Genomic DNA, 18,513 nt, shown 5'->3' on the forward strand with positions numbered 1-18,513 from the left:
TTGATGTTTTATTGATGGCTTTATGAATAGTGATTTTTAAGAAGTGAGTGCTCAAAAGATGGAAACACCAGTCGTTGATTTGTGGCTTTGTTCTCTAAGCAATTTGGATGAAGGTACTGATCATGTGTCGTGCCTTAAACAGAAACTGACCGACGATGAAGTCGCTAAGGTTGAGCGTTATCGAATGCCTTCATCTCAGATCCAAGCGCTCTATGTTCGTAGCTACTTACGAGAGGTTCTGTCGATCTACTCTGATTTGACGGCTGAAGAGTGGCGATTTGAGTATGGTGAAAAAGGCAAACCAAGCTTGATTGCAGAGCAGCAACACAAAACCGGACTGAATTTCAATATTAGCCACAGTCAAGATCATTTACTGATTGCTGTCTGCCGAACGAAAGGGCAACCACTACAGCTTGGGGTGGATATAGAACATGCAAGAAGCTCGACCAACATCGCGGCGATCATGAAGCATTACTTTTCGGAATTTGAGATTAACGATTTACTCGAGCTGGATGAGGTATCTCAAAGAGAACGTTTTTTTGATTTGTGGGCACTGAAAGAGTCGTACATCAAAGCGACAGGTAAGGGGTTGGCCACATCATTGAAAAGTTTTTCGTTCGATTTTTCCAATCTAACTCAACAAACGCTGCCAGTTCATTCGTCGGGTTTACGACCAGAGTTACATGGAGGAATCATTGTCCATAACGGTGTAGGGTTGGATGCTGCTGAAAATGACAATACTTCAACAGATTGGCAATGCAGTTTAGGAAGGCTGGATAACCAGTTTCGATTTGCCGTGACGCTTGGTGGTGCAACGCTTCCTATGCAATTAGAGATTAAGTGCTTCCCCAAATCGAAGCTACTTGGCTGAGTTTACGTTCGTTACACTAGAACCTTTAGCTTCTAATCTTGAACACGGCTCGCTCTCAGCCATTCGTAATATTGGCTAACTCGTTTCGCCAAGCATCGCTTTTAATACTTCTGCGGGTACAGGCTGAAGTTGTTTGTCTTTATCTAGGCAAACCATCTCGATATCACCAATCACGGCAGGTTTGGTTGCATCTTTACGCCATACCTCTTGTCGCCATAAGGTTTTGTATTTGCCATCGAGCTCAAAAGAGGTTCGGATATCGCAGATCTCTGCGAACTCAACGCCGTCTTGAAAGGTCATATTGGCTTTATACACCGCAAACCCCAGTCCATGTTCATTCCACAACTCTGCCAGTTTATCGCTGCCCAAGACATGTTCGCGCGCACGCTCGAAGTATTTAAGAAAGTTAGGGTGATAAACCACACCAGAGTGATCGGTATCTTCATAGTAAATTTGTACTGGGTGATGGTAGATCTGACTCATTGGTATCAACTCTTGGTAAGTAGTGGGACAGTAAATCTGGCTAAGTTGTGCAGCACTCTACAGGATAGGTCGAAATTACTTCAAGGCATCATCGGTAATGTGGCTTTTGGTCAGACCTCATTCATTACTATTACATTGGTCAGCTTCCACCCATTTACAAATATTCTATGTGTCATTTTCCACCCATTAATTTTTGTAGCGAGTTAGCGGCAACTGCAGGCAGATCTGATGAAGCCTTGCGGTTAAAGGCTTGTTAATGAATTGTGTCAATGTGGCGCGCTAATTGCCTTAGTGAAAGCACGCAGTTCCCATTGAAGGGCTGCTTTGTTTACTAAGGAGAATAATAATGTTTAAGCCTCTTACCCTGCTGTCTGTATCTGCTCTGGCGCTCACAAGTTTTAATGCTGCTGCAAACTGTGACCCTGGTGAAATCGTGATTAAATTCAGTCATGTAACCAATACCGATAAGCACCCGAAAGGCATCGCCGCTTCTTTACTGGAAGAGCGAGTAAACACAGAAATGAATGGAAAAGCTTGTATGCAAGTTTTCCCTAACTCAACACTTTACGATGATAATAAGGTACTGGAAGCCCTGTTAAATGGTGATGTTCAAATGGCGGCGCCATCGCTGTCAAAATTTGAGAAGTTCACTAAGAAATACCGCATTTTTGACCTTCCTTTCCTATTTGAAGACGTAGAAGCCGTTGACCGTTTCCAAAACTCAGAATCTGGTGAAAAGCTGAAGAACGCGATGAAGCGTCGTGGCCTGCAAGGTCTTGCGTTTTGGCACAATGGCATGAAACAGATGTCGGCGAACAAACCTCTTATCAGCCCTGAAGATGCAAAAGGTTTGAAATTCCGTGTTCAAGCATCGGATGTATTGGTGGCTCAGTTTGAACAACTGGGTGCTAACCCACAGAAGATGTCTTTCAAAGAAGTATACGGTGGCCTACAAACTAAGGTTATCGATGGCCAAGAGAACACATGGTCAAACATCTACGGTAAGAAGTTCTTTGAAGTACAAGACGGCGTGACAGAAACTAACCACGGTATCCTTGATTACCTGGTAGTAACGTCGAACGACTTCTGGAAAGACCTACCTGAAGATGTACGCACACAGCTTGGCACTATCGTTCAAGAAGTGTCTGAGACTCGTAACGCAGAATCTTCAAAAGTTAACCTAGCGAACAAAAATAACATCATCGAAGCGGGTGGTGAGGTTCGTACGCTTACGCCTGAACAGCGTGAAGCATGGGTAACTGCGCTTCAACCAGTATGGAAGAAGTTTGAAAAAGACATCGGTTCAGACCTTATCGATGCAGCGTTAGCTTCAAACCAATAACACCGCTAAGGGAGTGGCGAGTATTCGTCACTCCTTATTAAAACAATTATAAGCGGAGTCAATTATGGAAAAGCCTCAAATGGAACAACCAAATTCTAGCGAATCAGCACTGGAAACCTCTCTTTTTTCCAAAGTCGGAAGAGTTACGGATGTGATTGAAGAGTCACTAATCGCATTTTTCCTTGGCGCAATGACGCTACTTACTTTTGCCAACGTGGTATTTCGATACGCATTCAATGACAACATCTTATGGGCACTGGAACTGACCGTGTTCATGTTTGCTTGGATGGTGTTAGTGGGCGCATCTTATGGCGTTAAAAAACACTTCCACATTGGTGTTGATGTGATCATCAACCTTGCCCCAGAAAAGCTACGCAAAGTGTATGCGCTCATCGCCGTGACAAGCTGCTTAGCATTTTCAATCTTACTTCTTATCGGTTCTTGGAATTATTGGTACCCATTCGCGACCGATCGCGCATGGTACGAGACCGACGATATTCCAATGCCAGAGATGCTTCAGTTTCTTGCTGACTGGCTGAATGAAGGCGAGCGATACGAGAAACTGCCACGTTTTATTCCTTATATGGCGCTGCCGATTGGTATGGCAATGCTAACGTTCCGTTTTGCTCAAGTTGCTTACCAAGTCGTCACAGGCAAGCTTGACCGCATGATTGCAGGACACGAAGCCGAAGAAGAGCTGGATGCGTTGAAAGCAGACGTGCTAGCGGGCCCTGACGAAGATGCAACAGCGGTATTGAATTCGACTCCGCAGAACAAAGCGAATGAGTCGAGTACAAAATCTAACGGTAAGGAAGACTAATCATGGCAATGTTATTTCTATTTTTAATGGTAATTGCTTTCATGTTGGTCGGTGTACCAATTGCAATTTCCCTCGGTTTATCGAGCGTAATATTCTTATTGATGCACTCAGATGCGTCATTAGCTTCAGTCGCACAAACGCTGTTTAATGCATTTGCAGGCCACTACACACTCTTAGCGATTCCTTTCTTTATCTTGGCCTCTAGCTTTATGTCTACTGGTGGCGTGGCGAAACGTATTATCCGTTTTGCTATCGCGATGGTGGGTTGGTTCCGCGGCGGCTTGGCGATGGCGTCGGTTGTGGCATGTATGATGTTCGCAGCCCTTTCTGGTTCATCTCCTGCAACGGTAGTGGCGATCGGTAGTATCGTTATCGCAGGTATGATCAAAAACGGCTACTCAAAAGAGTTCGCGGCAGGGGTTATCTGTAACGCAGGTACGTTGGGGATCTTGATTCCACCGTCCATCGTGATGGTGGTATACGCGGCGGCGACCGATGTATCGGTAGGTCGTATGTTCTTAGGTGGCGTTATTCCTGGTTTGCTGGCGGGTGTGATGTTGATGATTGCTATCTACATTGCAGCACGTATTAAGAAGATTCCGGCACAGCCATTTGTGGGCTGGGGCGAGATGTTCGCAGCTGCGAAAGATGCGAGCTGGGGCTTGCTGCTGATTGTCATCATTCTAGGTGGTATCTACGGCGGCATCTTTACTCCGACAGAAGCGGCGGCAGTGGCTGCGGTGTATGCCTTCTTCATTGCCAACTTTATCTATAAAGATATGGGGCCTTTCGCTGACAAGAACAATACAAAGCCTGCTTTGGTTAAGGTGTTCCAAACGTTTTTCCATAAAGACACCAAAGACACACTTTACGATGCAGGCAAGCTGACGATCATGCTGCTGTTTATCATTGCCAATGCTCTGATTCTTAAGCATGTACTGACCGAAGAACGCATTCCTCAAATGATCACTGAGTCTATGCTATCTGCGGGCTTGGGTCCGATCACCTTTTTGATTGTAGTAAACGTTTTACTCTTGATTGGTGGGCAGTTCATGGAGCCATCAGGCTTGCTGATCATCGTTGCTCCTTTGGTATTCCCAATTGCAATTGCGCTCGGTATCGACCCAATTCACCTAGGTATCATGATGGTGGTGAACATGGAGATAGGGATGATAACGCCGCCTGTCGGGCTCAATTTGTTTGTGACCGCAGGTGTCGCGAAGATGTCGATGATGAACGTGGTAAAAGCCGCATTGCCGTGGGTTGGGGTGATGTTCTTATTCCTGATTATCGTCACTTACGTACCTTGGGTATCAACATGGTTACCAACCACCTTGATGGGACCAGAGATCATAACCAAGTAGCTATTTGAGTCATTCACTGACATGGAATTTAATCCATAAAAAATGAGGAGGTCGCTAGACCTCCTCATCTATATTTCTGCCACGATTTGAATGAGGCTTTATCTGCTCATACAAAGCGCGTTTTGCCTCTAATTCTGGCGTGTGTAGATCGACATGATTGTCAGCATAAAAAATACCATCTATCTCGAAAGTATCGGTAATCGATGGCACTTTTGTTTTCTCACCCATAACCACTTCCTTATTATATTTATTGCATAACATCCTGTTGTCGAAATAAGTATAGGTGATCTTGCTCCCAAATCTAATTTAGTTTGGTTCTACCTTATAAGATTCTTTCGTTAGCTGGTGCTTTTGCATCTTATCGTAGAGGGTTTTCCTCGGTAATTGCAGCCTCTCCATGGTCTCTTTTATACTGCCATTGCATTCAATAAGTGCCTGCTTCAACGTATTTTTTTCAAAGTCAGATACCAATTCTGCCAAAGACAGTTCTTGAGTAGTTTCAGTGGCGCTGTCTGATAAGTGAGAAAGCTTACCTAAAAGTACAAAACGCTCTGCAGTATTACGTAATTCTCGAACATTTCCCGGCCAATCATGAGCCAAAAGTGCGTGCAGCTCCTTTTGTGGAAGGGCAGGGGCAGTCTTGCCATAACGCGCCGCAGCGACCAGTAGGAAGTGGTGGAAGAGTGCTGGGATATCTTCTTGTCGGCTTCTTAACGGCGGTAAATCTAAGGTCACAACATTGAGTCGATAATAGAGGTCTTGGCGGAAAGTGCCTTCTTCAGCGGCTTTCTTTAGGTCGACTTTAGTTGCCGCAATCACTCGAATGTCTAGAGGGACTAAACCATTAGACCCAACCCTTTCGATGACGCGTTCTTGCAAGACGCGCAACAGGCGAATTTGTGCCTGCATTGGCATGGACTCAATTTCATCTAAGAATAGAGTTCCGCCCTGAGCAAATTCAAATTTACCGACACGTTTGCTTTCTGCGCCAGTGAATGCCCCTTTCTCATGGCCATACAGTTCACTCTCAATCAGATTTTCAGGTACTGCGCCGCAGTTGACTGCGACGAAGTTTTGTTCTCGCCTGCTGCTTTGTTCATGCAGAGAGCGTGCAACTAATTCTTTGCCAGTGCCTGTTTCGCCAAATAGCAATATGTCGGCATTGGTATCGGCAACGTGAGTGATGATAGACCGCAGCTCCGTCATTGATTGCGTGTCACCAATGATCCTTGGACCAAGTGCTTGGCTGGCTTTGAGTGAACGTTTTAACTCAAGGTTCTCGAGGGTGAGCTGACGTTTTTCTATCGCTCGCTTAGTGGTTTCGACTAGGCGTTCATTAGCGAAAGGTTTTTCAATGAAGTCATAGGCGCCGTATTGGATGGCTTGAACGGCCATTGAAATATCGCCGTGACCAGTAATCATGATCACAGGGATCTCTTTGTCTTTGTGCATTACGGTGTTGAGCAGATCATGCCCGGATAGACCCGGTAAACAGATATCAGTGATGATCACGTGAGGTAAGCCGTTTTCTTGAATCGCGAGCAGAGCAGACTCCGCATCGGGAAAGAATTCGGCATCAATGTCGGCGAGCTCGAAGCTCTGTTCAATCGCCATTCTTAGATCGGATTCATCATCAATGAAATAGACGTGACACATAGTGATTCCTTTACTTCTTTGTATTCTGGTTATTGCTGAGTTTTTGTTTGCTGTTCATGTCCAACAAGGGGCAACTCTATGCTGATTCGAGCACCGCCTTGAGGGCTACTACCGGTAACGAGCTTGCCATTTATTCCGTTGATTATTTGTTGAGAAATCGATAGCCCAAGTCCAAGTCCGTTTTTCTTGGTGGTATGGAAGGGTTCAAAAAAGTTTCCGCTAGAAGGGGAGGTGAAGCCGGGGCCGTTATCATCGACATGAATTAGCAAGGTATTGGCTTGTTGATGGTCGGACTCTCTAATCTCTAACAGAATAGCTAATTGTTTGTCATCTTGTTGTTCCACCGCCTGAATCGCGTTGGTCAGCAGGTTAATGATCACCTGTTCCAGTTGAATGGCGTTGGCGAGCACGCAAGCATCAAAGGTCTCAGGGAGTTCGTTGACCTTAACTCGCTCGCTCTTGAGTTGTGGCTTCATCAGCTCTTTCGATGAATGTAAAACTGGGAGTATTTGTAAGGTGTGTAGCTCTTCCGAAGTAGATTTTTTGGCGAACGAGCGAAGCTGGTGGCTGATTTTCGCCATACGATCAGTGAGTGCCGAGATTCGCGATAGATTGTCATCGACACGATCGGTTTTTTCTTTGGCAAGAAACAATCGGCCGTTGTCGGCATAACTGCGAATCGCGGCAAGCGGGTTATTCAGTTCGTGACTGATGCTCGCTGACATCTGCCCTAGCACTGCTAGTTTGGCGGCTTGGATGAGCTCGTCTTGGGTTTGCCTCAGAACATGCTCGGTTTCGATACGGTGTTTGATCTCAACATGTAACTCCGATGTACGTTCAAGCACTTGAAATTCGAGTTTTTGCTTGGCTTCGGATTGCAGCCTGTCTATCTGTGCTCGTCTTTGTTGTCTATGGTGGTTGAGCTGCATTGTTAGATAAATAATCGCAAAGATTAGGCTCAAAACCACAAGGTAAGCAACCAAGTCCCACCAAACTAAGTGGGTTGGAGAAAATACCCGTATGGTGAGTCTTGGTTCGGCTAGGAAACGCAAAGAACTAAAGAACTGCTCTTGGACGAGTTTGTGTGGCGACTCAATACGACTGGTGGCACTGTCTAAATCGCCGGAGAAGTGCAGGCTTTCTATTTTTGTATCGAGATACTGCCTGCTTTCTTGAATTCGAGTGTGTTGTACTTCGCTTAGCGGCTGAAGGCTTTTGAACAGCCACTCAGGGTTACTCGACATAAATACAATTTGATCTTTATCGTCAGCAACAAAAAAACTCTGTTTGCCTTTCCAACTTGCTTCAATCAGCGATAAATCCATCTTTACGACAATGACGCCAATAATCTCGGCGGCATAGGAGACGGGGTAAGAATAATAATAGCCTCGCTTTCCAGAGGTTGAACCTAGCGCAAAATATTGATTTTCATTGCCAATAATCGCTTCTTGAAAGTAGGGGCGGAAAGCAAAGTTACGACGAATAAAAGAACGCGGTTGATTCCAGTTACTGGCTGCAATGGTGGTGCCGATACTGTCTAGTAGGTAGGTGTCGGATGCTTGAATCACCGAGTTTACGTGCTCTAGATAACGATTAGTGAGTTCGATTTGCGCAGAGTTACTTGGAGAGTGCAGGGCATCGACCAGCTCTTTGTCTTTTGAAAGCAGCTCGGGAATGTGCGCGAACTTATCCAATTGGCTTGAAATATGAACAGAAAAGCGGTCCAGCTTAGATTGATGATCATTTAACAAACTTTCATGGCTCGTGCTCCACACCCAATGACCGCCAAACACCATCAGTAAACTGTATGTAACCATTAACAGTATTGGGATTTTAAAAGCTTGAAACATGAAGGCTCTCCGCTGATTTCTTTGGTAAACAATCAAGCCTGTCTTCTCTCGTTTATGGTAGCAAATAGCGGTAGTTTTTGCTGAAAGCAGAGAGTGAACAGATGGATGTAGGTTAAGGGTTTGTAACGGGGATTGTTGAAAAAGTTATCGACTCTGAGGGGTAAAACAAGAGCAAGATCTCTTTTTAAGGTTTTTAGCAAAAAAAGCCCTCGATTCCCTTGAAAAAGTCGCTATTGTCCCCATTTCTGTTGTGCTAAGTGATGATTTGATCGTTTTTGTATCACTTAGTTGGACGAATTTAGAGCATTCATCATCATGCAGAGGTGAACGGCTCGACAGAGATTAAACAGATCGCTAGAATGTCGCGTCTAAAATTTCTGTCCTGAGGCTAATCGGAGATACCTTTCTTGTTTCTGAAAACAAGCTTTATTGCGTTTTAATCGACGTGTGAAGAACGAAGATATCGCTGATTAGTCTGGTGTTTGGTTGAATAATCAATTCAGACATCAATGCTCGATTTTAAATTAGGTGTTCGGATAGAGCACTACACAAGGATGCAGCCAACAACGTCTGCTTTTGAATTAAAGCTAAGTTACGGCTCATATGCTCAGATTACTGAGCCAGTTTTGAGGTTTATATAATGCAAGTTACTGTTGAAACGCTAGAAGGCCTAGAGCGCCGTCTTAATATTACTGTTCCTGCTGCTAACATCGAAGATGCAGTTACAGCTGAACTACGCAACATCGCGAAAAACCGTCGTTTCGATGGTTTCCGTAAAGGCAAAGTGCCAATGAAGATGGTTGCTAAAATGTACGGCAAAGCAGTACGTCAAGACGTGATGGGCGAAGTAATGCAACGTCACTTCATCGAAGCGATCGTTAAAGAGAAAATCAACCCAGCTGGCGCACCTACTTTCGCACCAGTTGAAAACAACGAAGGCGCTGACCTAGTATTCAACGCAACTTTTGAAGTTTACCCAGAAGTTGAGCTGAAAGGTCTAGAAAACATCACTGTTGAGAAACCAGCAGTAGAAGTTAAAGAAGCTGACGTTGAAGAGATGATCGAAACTCTACGTAAGCAACAAGCAACTTGGACTGAAGTTGAAGCTGCTGCTGACGCTGGTTCTCGTGCAACTATCGACTTCGTTGGTTCTATCGACGGTGAAGAGTTTGAAGGCGGCAAAGCTGAGAACTTCCCACTAGAGATGGGCGCTGGTCGAATGATCCCTGGCTTCGAAGACGGTATCGTTGGTAAAACAGCAGGTATGGAATTCGAAATCGACGTAAACTTCCCAGAAGATTACCACGCTGAAAACCTAAAAGGTAAAGCAGCTAAGTTTGCAATCAAAGTAAACAAAGTTGAAGCTCGTGAACTTCCAGAACTAAACGAAGAATTCGTTGCTAAGTTCGGCGCAACTGACGGCGTTGAAGGTCTTAAAGCTGAAGTTCGTAAGAACATGGAGCGTGAGCTTAAGCAAGCTGTTAAGAACCGCATCAAAGAGCAAGCTATCGACGGTCTAGTTAACGAAAACAACATCGACGTACCTTCTGCTCTAATCGATCAAGAGATCGGTGTTCTACGTCAACAAGCTGCTCAACGTTTCGGTGGCAACACTGAAGCTGCTGACCAACTTCCACGTGAGCTGTTCGAAGAGCAAGCTAAACGTCGCGTAGTTGTAGGTCTTCTACTTGGTGAAGTAATCAAGACTGAAGAGCTAAAAGCTGACGACGAGAAAGTTAAAGCTATCATCGAAGAGATGGCTACAGCATACGAAGATCCAACAGAAGTTATTGCTTACTACGAGCAAAACGAGCAAATGATGAACAACATGCGCAACGTTGCTCTAGAAGAGCAAGCTATTGATGCAATCATCGCTAAAGCTCAAGTTTCTGATAAAGAAGTTAGCTTCAACGAGCTAATGAATCAGCAACCTGCTTAATATAGTAATATCTGACGTAGAAGGTTGACGTACGGTCAACAATTCTGCTAACAATGGTCCGTATGATTTAATCATTCGGGCCATTTATTTTAGGGACATAAGAATATGAGCTACCAAGAAAAAAATACAATGCCATCGATTATGGACGCACTAGTTCCTATGGTGGTTGAACAGACTTCCCGTGGTGAACGTTCTTACGATATTTATTCTCGTCTATTAAAAGAACGTATCATTTTCTTAACAGGTCAAGTGGAAGACCACATGGCAAATCTTGTCGTGGCTCAACTGCTTTTCTTGGAATCAGAAAACCCAGACAAAGATATCTATCTTTACATCAACTCACCTGGCGGTAGCGTAACAGCAGGCATGTCTATCTACGACACAATGCAGTTCATCAAGCCAAACGTGAGCACAGTATGTATGGGTCAAGCTTGCTCTATGGGTGCATTCTTACTAGCGGGTGGTACTCCTGGTAAGCGTCACGTGCTTCCAAACTCACGTGTAATGATTCACCAGCCACTTGGCGGTTTCCAAGGCCAAGCGTCTGATATTCAAATTCACGCGCAAGAGATCCTAACGATCAAACAAAAGCTAAACAAACTATTGGCAGAGCACACAGGTCAGCCTCTAGAAGTTGTTGAGCGCGATACAGATCGTGATAACTTCATGTCTGCTGATCAAGCAGTAGAATACGGCTTGGTGGATTCAGTTCTTAATCACCGCGGTCAATAATTGCAGGGCAATTGTTTAACGCAAAGTGATTCAAATTGATATACACTCAAGCATAGAGAGTTAAGGCTAAGAGGTTAGCGAATGACAGATAAAAGCAAAGAGGGTGGTAGCGGTAAACTGCTTTACTGCTCTTTCTGTGGCAAAAGCCAACACGAAGTTCGCAAGTTAATCGCAGGTCCTTCTGTTTACATTTGTGATGAATGTGTCGATCTTTGTAACGACATTATTCGTGAAGAAATTAAAGATGTTCTTCCTAAGAAAGAATCGGAATCGCTGCCAACGCCGCGTGAGATTCGTGAGCATCTTGACGACTATGTAATCGGTCAAGAATACGCGAAGAAAGTGCTAGCAGTTGCAGTTTATAACCACTACAAGCGTTTACGTAATGGTGATACGACAGCTGAAGGCGTAGAGCTAGGTAAGAGTAACATTCTTCTTATCGGTCCTACTGGTAGTGGTAAAACACTACTGGCTGAAACATTGGCTCGTTTCCTAGACGTTCCTTTCACAATGGCAGACGCAACAACACTAACCGAAGCGGGTTACGTGGGCGAAGATGTTGAAAACATCATCCAGAAGTTGCTTCAGAAATGTGATTACGACGTAGCGAAAGCGGAACGCGGCATTGTTTACATCGATGAAATCGACAAGATTTCTCGTAAAGCTGAAAACCCATCAATCACGCGTGACGTGTCTGGTGAAGGTGTACAGCAAGCTCTACTAAAACTTGTTGAAGGTACAGTAGCTTCTGTTCCACCTCAAGGTGGTCGTAAGCATCCACAGCAAGAGTTCTTGCAAGTGGACACGTCTAAGATCTTATTTATCTGTGGTGGTGCGTTTGCAGGCCTAGATAAAGTGATTGAACAGCGTGTAGAAACAGGTTCAGGTATCGGCTTTGGCGCAGAAGTGCGTTCAAAAGATGAAACCAAAACTATCGGTGAATTGTTCACTCAAGTAGAACCTGAAGATCTAGTGAAATATGGTCTGATTCCAGAATTCATTGGTCGTCTACCTGTGACAACAACACTGACAGAGCTTGATGAAGAAGCGCTAATCCAAATCCTATGTGAGCCAAAGAATGCACTTACAAAACAGTACGCAGCATTATTTGAGCTTGAGGATACAGAGCTAGAATTCCGTGAAGATGCTTTACGTGCCATTGCTAAGAAAGCAATGAACCGTAAAACAGGTGCTCGTGGTCTACGTTCTATCTTGGAGGGTGTTCTACTAGAAACTATGTACGAACTGCCATCTTCAACTGATGTAAGCAAGGTTGTGATTGATGAGTCGGTAATTAATGGTGAGTCAGAACCACTATTAATTTACAGCAACTCAGATAACCAAGCAGCTGTTGCAGAGTAGGTCTTTTTTAGACAAGTCACTCAAATTGAAAAAGGAGGTAAGCAATTACCTCCTTTTTTTTATTCTTCCATTGAATCCAGTCGTTTAAGCCCCATATACTGCTTTATAAGTTAAAGCGGAAGAGAGAAATATATGAACTTGGAACGTTCCGAGCGTATCGAAATCCCCGTGCTACCTCTACGTGATGTAGTGGTTTACCCACACATGGTTATTCCATTGTTTGTTGGTCGTGAAAAATCGATTACTTGCCTTGAATCGGCAATGGAAGCTAACAAACAAGTACTACTTGTAGCGCAGAAAGAAGCGGACACTGATGAGCCTTCAATTGACGACCTATTTAAAGTAGGAACTGTCGCTACCATTCTTCAGTTACTAAAGCTCCCTGATGGTACTGTTAAAGTGCTTGTCGAAGGTCAGCAGCGTGCAAAAATTCACCAATTCAAAGAAAGTGAGTTTTTCTTAGCGGACGCAGAATACGTTGTAACCTCAGAACTTGACGAAAAAGAACAAGAAGTGGTTGTTCGCAGCGCGATCAATCAATTCGAAGGCTTTATTAAGCTGAACAAAAAGATTCCACCAGAAGTTCTAACATCTCTGAACGGTATTGATGAGGCAGCTCGCCTTGCTGATACGATTGCTGCACACATGCCACTTAAACTGGTAGACAAGCAGCACGTTCTAGAAATCTTAGATGTGACTGAACGTCTGGAATTCTTGATGGGCCAAATGGAGTCAGAAATTGACATCTTGCAAGTTGAAAAACGCATTCGTGGCCGCGTTAAGAAGCAAATGGAAAAATCTCAGCGTGAGTACTACCTGAATGAGCAAATGAAAGCGATTCAGAAAGAACTTGGCGAGATGGACGACGCTCCTGATGAATTCGAGACTCTGAAGAAGAAGATCGAAGACTCTAAGATGCCTCAAGAAGCTCGTGAAAAAACCGAGCAAGAACTGCAAAAACTGAAAATGATGTCGCCAATGTCTGCTGAAGCAACAGTAGTACGTAGCTACATTGATTGGATGGTGGGCGTTCCTTGGGCTAAGCGTTCAAAAGTGAAAAAGAATCTAGCGAAAGCGGAAGAGATCTTAAACGAAGACCACTACGGCTTAGAGCGTGTTAAAGAACGTATTCTTGAATACTTGGCAGTACAAAACCGTATCAACAAGCTAAAAGGCCCAATCCTTTGTCTTGTTGGTCCTCCTGGTGTAGGTAAAACCTCGCTAGGTCGTTCGATTGCTGCGGCAACGGGTCGTAAGTACACGCGTATGGCACTTGGTGGCGTTCGTGATGAAGCTGAGATTCGTGGTCACCGTCGTACGTACATCGGTTCACTTCCGGGTAAACTGATCCAGAAGATGTCTAAAGTTGGTGTTAAGAACCCACTGTTCCTATTAGATGAGATCGATAAGATGTCTTCTGATATGCGTGGCGACCCATCTTCAGCACTTCTAGAAGTTCTAGATCCAGAACAAAACAACGCATTTAACGATCACTACCTAGAAGTAGATTACGATCTGTCAGATGTTATGTTCGTGGCAACATCGAACTCGATGGACATTCCTGGGCCTCTACTGGACCGTATGGAAGTGATTCGTCTATCTGGTTACACAGAAGATGAGAAGCTGAACATTGCTAAGAGCCATTTACTGGACAAGCAAGTTCAACGCAACGGTCTTAAGCCTCATGAAATTGAGATTGAAGACTCTGCAATCATCGGCATCATTCGTTACTACACGCGTGAAGCGGGTGTACGTAGCCTAGAGCGTGAAATCTCAAAGATCTGTCGTAAAGCAGTGAAGAACATCTTGCTAGACAGCGATCTTAAGTCTGTAACGGTTAACATTGATAACCTGAAAGAGTACTTAGGTGTTCAACGCCACGACTTCGGTAAAGCGGATGAAAGCAACCGTATCGGTCAAGTAACAGGCCTAGCGTGGACTCAAGTGGGTGGTGATCTACTGACTATCGAGACCGAAGCAATGCCGGGCAAAGGTAAGCTAACGCAAACTGGCTCACTTGGCGACGTGATGAAAGAGTCGATTCAAGCGGCAATGACAGTGGTTCGTTCTCGTGCTGAAAAACTGGGTATCAACTCAGATTTCTACGAAAAACGTGACATTCACGTTCACGTACCAGAAGGTGCTACACCGAAAGATGGCCCGAGTGCGGGTATCGCAATGTGTACTGCACTTGTCTCTAGCTTGACGGGTAACCCGGTTAAAGCAGAGGTCGGTATGACAGGTGAAATTACCCTTCGTGGTGAAGTTTTACCTATCGGTGGCTTGAAAGAAAAACTGCTTGCTGCACACCGTGGCGGCATCAAAACTGTACTGATCCCTAAAGACAATGAGCGTGATTTGGAAGAGATTCCAGACAACGTAATCGCTGACTTGAAGGTGATCCCGGTTCAGTGGATTGATGAAGTACTCAAAGTCGCGCTAGAACGAGATCCGTCAGGGGTCGAGTTTGACGTGAAAAAATAGTGATGCATAGCAAAAATAAGTAAAGAATTACGCTGATAGGCCCGAAAAGGCTTGTCAGCGTTTTTTTTGGACGCTAAGTTATTGATCAAAGCGGCAGCCCTTTTGCAATAAGGCTTGCGGCTAAATTAAAACCAAAATGGAACGTACAGTCATCAGAAGTAGTCACAGATGACACATAGGGGAAAAACAGTGAATAAAACACAACTAGTAGAATCAATCGCAGAAAACGCAGACATCTCTAAAGCTTCAGCTGGCCGCGCTCTAGACGCATTCATCGAAGCAGTTGGCACAACGCTACAATCTGGTGACCAAGTTGCACTTGTTGGCTTTGGTACTTTCAGTGTTCGTACTCGTGCTGCTCGTACAGGTCGTAACCCAAAAACTGGTGAAGAGATCCAAATCGCAGAAGCTAAAGTACCTGGCTTCAAAGCGGGTAAAGCACTTAAAGACGCATGTAACTAATTTTCACTGCTGAAACCTCCATTTAAGAGGGGAAGGCAGTAAAATGCGTTTACTGTTTGAAAAATGATGTTTCATTCTTAAACAGTATGTGTACAAAGCACATTGAACTTATTTAAATTATGCGCATCCTACTGATGCGCATTTCTTTTTCTGATAATATCGCGTGAATAGATTTTTATTTTGAAGCCAATGCTTCATATCCGGAGAGCACTTAAATTATGATGGATCGATTACGCGAAGGCGTGAATAGCATCGCGGTAAAAATTATCCTTGGGTTGATTATCCTGTCATTCGTATTCGCAGGTGTAGGCAGCTACATCACCGGTGGCGGTAACAACGCAGCAGCTAAAGTTGGCAACACAGAAATTGCTCGTGGTGAGTTCGAACAGGCTTACCAAAACGAACGTAATCGTATGCAGTCTCAACTTGGCGATTACTTCGCGCAAATGCTTGCAGACCCTGCTTACGTAGAGTCTTTCCGTAAATCAGTACTTGATCGCATGATCAATGACGTACTGCTTGAGCAGCAAGCTGAGTCTCTAGGCCTACGAATCAGTGATTCTCAAATCCGCACCATGATTCTAGAAATGCCTCAGTTCCAAACGGCGGGTCAATTCGACCAAGAAGTTTACCAATCGGCACTACGTCGTGCAGGTTTCAGCGCAGAGAGCTTCGCTGAATACATGCGTCGTGACCTTATGCGCAACCAGCTTGTGACTGCACTTCAAGGCAGTGAATTCGTTCTTCAGGGCGAAATCGATACTCAGAGCAAGCTTATCGCACAAACTCGTGACATTCGCACAGTGACACTGTCTGTTGCTGACCTTGCAAAAGACATCGAGTTAACTGACGAGCAAATCGAACAGTACTACCAAGAGAACCCAGCAGCTTACACTCGTCCAGAGCAAGCTAAGGTATCTTACATTGAGCTTTCTGCTGAAGCGCTTAAGTCTCAGCTTGAAGTAAGCGATGAAGAAGCACAGAAATACTACCAAGAGCACCTAGACAAGTACTCAACGGAAGAGCAACGTAAAGTTAGCCACATCCTAGTTCAAGGCGATGACGAAGCGAAAGCTCAGGCAATCCTAGACGAGCTAAATTCAGGCGCTGATTTTGCTACGCTAGCGGAAGAGAAATCTGACGACTTCGGTAGTGCAGACGTTGGCGGTGACCTAGGTTGGATTGAGCGCGATGTTATGGACCCTGCATTCGAAGACGCGGCTTTCGCTCTTGAGAATATTGGCGATACTACTGGCCTAGTTAAATCTGATTTCGGCTACCACATCATCAAGCTAGACGAACTAAAAGCGTCTCAAGCTCAGCCTTACACTGAAGTAGCGGCAGAGATTAAGACAGAGCTTCTAGACCAACACGCAGTTGATCAGTTCTACGAGCAACAAACTGAGCTAGAAAAAGTAGCGTTTGAATTCCCAGATTCTCTAGATGATTCTGCAGAAGCTATCAACGCGAAGATCACAACGACAGATTTCATCTCTCAAGTTGACGCTCCAGAAGTTCTGATGACGCCTGCAGTTATGCAAGCTATCTTGAGCCCTGAAGTGAAAGAAGACGGTCTAAACTCGGAAGTTATCGAAGTTGCACCTGAGCACGTAATTGTTGTTCGTGTAGAAGAGACTCGTGATGAGACAGTTCTTCCTCTAGCTGAAGTGAAAGATCAAGTTGTCGCTGCACTGTCTGCTGTACAAGCAGAGCAGCAAGCGGTTGAGCTAGGTGTTTCTCTAGTGAACGAACTTGAGCAAGGCAATGAAGCAGTACTAGCGGACAACAACCTTGAGTTCACTGAACTTGAAACGATTGACCGTAACTCGCCATTAGCGGCATCTGTATTCGCTCTAGCGAAACCAGAAGCAGGTCAAGCTGTGTTCGGTCAATCTAAAGACCAAGACGGTAATATCGTTGTTGTTGAGCTTTCTAAAGTAACGGCTGAGATCAACCCAGCCTACAGCACTCAAATTGGTGCACAGTTGGAGCGAGTTGGTAACCAGCAAGACCTGACTAACGTATTAAACGTACTTCGTAAAAACGCAGACGTTGAATACTACGTAGTGGGTCAAGGTCAGTAAGCGTTTGATTACCTCAGTAGCAAGCTCAAGTTAGAGCTTACTACTGAAATCAACACGTGATTGTTAGGCTTTAATTCAGATTTGTGAGCCAACAAACAAGCTGATGAAAATAAGATGTATAACGAAGCGGGTCACTTAGGTGATCCGCTTTATTTTTATCTGGTGATTGTGTTATCTAGCGCGGCAAATGCATAAGTTACGTTTTTTGAACAAAGGAACTATTTATGCGCACGATATATTCAACACTAATTCTTTCATTTCTGATGCTCTTAAGCCCTGCCGTGTTTGCAGACAGCCCAACCAAGGCTGAGCTTTACGAAGGCATTGAGATTACGGTCAACATCAATACCGCGACGGCAGAAGAACTTTCAGCACTATTGGTTGGCGTGGGTGACAAGAAAGCCAAAGAAATCGTCGATTACAGAGATCAGAACGGGGCATTTACTACTGCTGATGATTTGGTGAGTGTCAAAGGGATAGGTGAAGCGACGGTTGAAAAGAACCGCGAAAGAATTCAACTTTGACCCGTTTTTCTACTTGTTAGAAATGAAGCGATAGATATGAAGCCTCCGGCCAATGCACCTGCTAGGTGGGCTTCAATCGCGATACGAGCATTAATCAGTTCACCAGTCGTGCTAGAAGGGCCAATAAGCTGCTCCCAAGCGATTTTAGCGACTAATCCGAATACTAACAGCCAACTAGACTTCCTGCCGTTTAAAGCCTCTCTGAGCGCGAATAAGCCAAACAACCCATGCAAAGTGCCCGATAGGCCAACGTAGATCTGAATACTTGAAAACAACAGAGCGACGCCAGTCACTAAACTGATCACAAGCAAAGCAACAACAAGCTGTTTTTTACTCGGTTGAAACAGGTAGCTGATGATCCACAAGCCTGCTAGATTCATCAGAAGATGCGAGTAGTTGGTATGTGAAAAGTTTCCTGTTAGGATTCGCCACCATTGCCCATCGGCAATCGCATTGCTATCCCAAACGACCCAAGCTTGTATTGGCTCAAATTGGAATAAGACGCATAAAAGTGAAATGAAAATTAAAACAGGGTACACA

General features: G+C 44.6%; 16 protein-coding genes and 1 pseudogene. 12 read left to right on the plus strand and 5 right to left on the minus strand.

From position 1 onward, the window contains the following. The first annotated feature begins 58 nt into the window (after positions 1–58). Complete coding sequence (locus AB4558_RS04335) at positions 59–871, plus strand: 4'-phosphopantetheinyl transferase superfamily protein (protein WP_372158185.1); 813 nt, start codon at positions 59–61, stop codon at positions 869–871. A gap of 75 nt (positions 872–946) precedes the next feature. On the opposite strand, the gene AB4558_RS04340 is transcribed toward AB4558_RS04335, so the two are convergent. Continuing rightward, positions 947–1,354, minus strand: coding sequence for a thioesterase family protein (locus AB4558_RS04340; RefSeq protein WP_004736070.1), 408 nt, complete (start codon positions 1,352–1,354; stop codon positions 947–949). A gap of 346 nt (positions 1,355–1,700) precedes the next feature. Here AB4558_RS04340 and AB4558_RS04345 point away from each other — a divergent pair, with 346 nt between their 5' ends. The 3 genes from AB4558_RS04345 (at position 1,701) to AB4558_RS04355 (ending at position 4,880) form a co-directional block, all read left to right on the plus strand. Next, the gene (locus AB4558_RS04345; RefSeq protein WP_017071719.1) at positions 1,701–2,696 is read left to right on the plus strand and encodes a TRAP transporter substrate-binding protein; all 996 of its coding nucleotides are present in this window, start codon (positions 1,701–1,703) and stop codon (positions 2,694–2,696) included. A 64-nt stretch (positions 2,697–2,760) separates the two neighbouring features. Continuing rightward, a complete protein-coding gene (locus AB4558_RS04350) occupies positions 2,761–3,516 on the plus strand; it encodes a TRAP transporter small permease (protein WP_029235189.1) in 756 nt (251 codons plus the stop codon). Between the two features lie 2 nt (positions 3,517–3,518). Further along, positions 3,519–4,880, plus strand: a complete 1,362-nt coding sequence (locus tag AB4558_RS04355) for a TRAP transporter large permease (protein ID WP_017060625.1) — start codon at positions 3,519–3,521, stop codon at positions 4,878–4,880. Positions 4,881–4,934: 54 nt separating this feature from the next. Here the strand turns inward: AB4558_RS04355 and AB4558_RS04360 are convergent, their stop codons facing one another. The 3 genes from AB4558_RS04360 to AB4558_RS04370 all read right to left on the minus strand — a co-directional run bounded on the left by AB4558_RS04360 (position 4,935) and on the right by AB4558_RS04370 (position 8,386). Then, a complete protein-coding gene (locus AB4558_RS04360; RefSeq protein WP_017060624.1) occupies positions 4,935–5,108 on the minus strand; it encodes a hypothetical protein in 174 nt (57 codons plus the stop codon). A gap of 78 nt (positions 5,109–5,186) precedes the next feature. Then, positions 5,187–6,536 (minus strand): sigma-54 dependent transcriptional regulator, encoded by a 1,350-nt coding sequence (locus tag AB4558_RS04365; protein ID WP_065676670.1) that lies wholly within the window; start codon positions 6,534–6,536, stop codon positions 5,187–5,189. Between the two features lie 29 nt (positions 6,537–6,565). Beyond that, entirely contained in the window at positions 6,566–8,386 is a 1,821-nt protein-coding gene (locus AB4558_RS04370) for an ATP-binding protein (protein WP_372158188.1), read from the minus strand. A gap of 163 nt (positions 8,387–8,549) precedes the next feature. Between AB4558_RS04370 and AB4558_RS04375 the strand changes: the two are divergent. From AB4558_RS04375 to AB4558_RS04410, 8 genes and pseudogenes are all read left to right on the plus strand, one after another. After that, positions 8,550–8,732: pseudogene (locus AB4558_RS04375) on the plus strand (hypothetical protein); the annotation flags it as partial. 294 nt (positions 8,733–9,026) lie between these two features. Beyond that, positions 9,027–10,325, plus strand: a complete 1,299-nt coding sequence (gene tig / locus AB4558_RS04380; protein WP_017060621.1) for a trigger factor — start codon at positions 9,027–9,029, stop codon at positions 10,323–10,325. Between the two features lie 105 nt (positions 10,326–10,430). Continuing rightward, positions 10,431–11,057: an ATP-dependent Clp endopeptidase proteolytic subunit ClpP gene (clpP, locus tag AB4558_RS04385; protein WP_004736080.1), complete on the plus strand. Its 627-nt coding sequence runs from the start codon at positions 10,431–10,433 to the stop codon at positions 11,055–11,057. 81 nt (positions 11,058–11,138) lie between these two features. Continuing rightward, a complete protein-coding gene (gene clpX / locus AB4558_RS04390) occupies positions 11,139–12,419 on the plus strand; it encodes an ATP-dependent protease ATP-binding subunit ClpX (protein WP_009847283.1) in 1,281 nt (426 codons plus the stop codon). A 132-nt stretch (positions 12,420–12,551) separates the two neighbouring features. Further along, on the plus strand, positions 12,552–14,903 hold the full coding sequence (lon, locus tag AB4558_RS04395; protein ID WP_017060619.1) for an endopeptidase La: 2,352 nt from the start codon (positions 12,552–12,554) through the stop codon (positions 14,901–14,903). Between the two features lie 168 nt (positions 14,904–15,071). Next, positions 15,072–15,365: an HU family DNA-binding protein gene (locus tag AB4558_RS04400; RefSeq protein WP_012604504.1), complete on the plus strand. Its 294-nt coding sequence runs from the start codon at positions 15,072–15,074 to the stop codon at positions 15,363–15,365. Between the two features lie 218 nt (positions 15,366–15,583). Further along, the gene (gene ppiD / locus AB4558_RS04405) at positions 15,584–17,449 is read left to right on the plus strand and encodes a peptidylprolyl isomerase (protein ID WP_372073000.1); all 1,866 of its coding nucleotides are present in this window, start codon (positions 15,584–15,586) and stop codon (positions 17,447–17,449) included. Positions 17,450–17,673: 224 nt separating this feature from the next. Next, positions 17,674–17,973: a helix-hairpin-helix domain-containing protein gene (locus tag AB4558_RS04410; RefSeq protein ID WP_017060617.1), complete on the plus strand. Its 300-nt coding sequence runs from the start codon at positions 17,674–17,676 to the stop codon at positions 17,971–17,973. Here the strand turns inward: AB4558_RS04410 and rrtA are convergent. After that, on the minus strand, positions 17,964–18,512 hold the full coding sequence (gene rrtA / locus AB4558_RS04415; protein WP_017060616.1) for a rhombosortase: 549 nt from the start codon (positions 18,510–18,512) through the stop codon (positions 17,964–17,966). The two genes, AB4558_RS04410 and rrtA, sit on opposite strands and share 10 nt — an antisense overlap. Position 18,513 lies beyond the last annotated feature (1 nt).

The organism is Vibrio sp. 10N.222.51.C5 (genome assembly GCF_041474575.1).
Classification (GTDB): Bacteria; Pseudomonadota; Gammaproteobacteria; order Enterobacterales; family Vibrionaceae; genus Vibrio; species Vibrio crassostreae_C.

What these genes read in the sequence shown, in the direction of transcription:
- AB4558_RS04335 (WP_372158185.1), top strand. Translation starts at nt 59, where the DNA reads ATGGAAACACCAGTCGTTGATTTGTGGCTTTGTTCTCTAAGCAATTTG.
- AB4558_RS04360 (WP_017060624.1), bottom strand. Translation starts at nt 5,108, where the DNA reads ATGGGTGAGAAAACAAAAGTGCCATCGATTACCGATACTTTCGAGATA.
- AB4558_RS04365 (WP_065676670.1), bottom strand. Translation starts at nt 6,536, where the DNA reads ATGTGTCACGTCTATTTCATTGATGATGAATCCGATCTAAGAATGGCG.
- AB4558_RS04355 (WP_017060625.1), top strand. Translation starts at nt 3,519, where the DNA reads ATGGCAATGTTATTTCTATTTTTAATGGTAATTGCTTTCATGTTGGTC.
- clpP (WP_004736080.1), top strand. Translation starts at nt 10,431, where the DNA reads ATGAGCTACCAAGAAAAAAATACAATGCCATCGATTATGGACGCACTA.
- clpX (WP_009847283.1), top strand. Translation starts at nt 11,139, where the DNA reads ATGACAGATAAAAGCAAAGAGGGTGGTAGCGGTAAACTGCTTTACTGC.
- AB4558_RS04400 (WP_012604504.1), top strand. Translation starts at nt 15,072, where the DNA reads ATGACACATAGGGGAAAAACAGTGAATAAAACACAACTAGTAGAATCA.
- ppiD (WP_372073000.1), top strand. Translation starts at nt 15,584, where the DNA reads ATGATGGATCGATTACGCGAAGGCGTGAATAGCATCGCGGTAAAAATT.
- AB4558_RS04370 (WP_372158188.1), bottom strand. Translation starts at nt 8,386, where the DNA reads ATGTTTCAAGCTTTTAAAATCCCAATACTGTTAATGGTTACATACAGT.
- AB4558_RS04345 (WP_017071719.1), top strand. Translation starts at nt 1,701, where the DNA reads ATGTTTAAGCCTCTTACCCTGCTGTCTGTATCTGCTCTGGCGCTCACA.
- lon (WP_017060619.1), top strand. Translation starts at nt 12,552, where the DNA reads ATGAACTTGGAACGTTCCGAGCGTATCGAAATCCCCGTGCTACCTCTA.
- tig (WP_017060621.1), top strand. Translation starts at nt 9,027, where the DNA reads ATGCAAGTTACTGTTGAAACGCTAGAAGGCCTAGAGCGCCGTCTTAAT.
- AB4558_RS04410 (WP_017060617.1), top strand. Translation starts at nt 17,674, where the DNA reads ATGCGCACGATATATTCAACACTAATTCTTTCATTTCTGATGCTCTTA.
- AB4558_RS04340 (WP_004736070.1), bottom strand. Translation starts at nt 1,354, where the DNA reads ATGAGTCAGATCTACCATCACCCAGTACAAATTTACTATGAAGATACC.
- AB4558_RS04350 (WP_029235189.1), top strand. Translation starts at nt 2,761, where the DNA reads ATGGAAAAGCCTCAAATGGAACAACCAAATTCTAGCGAATCAGCACTG.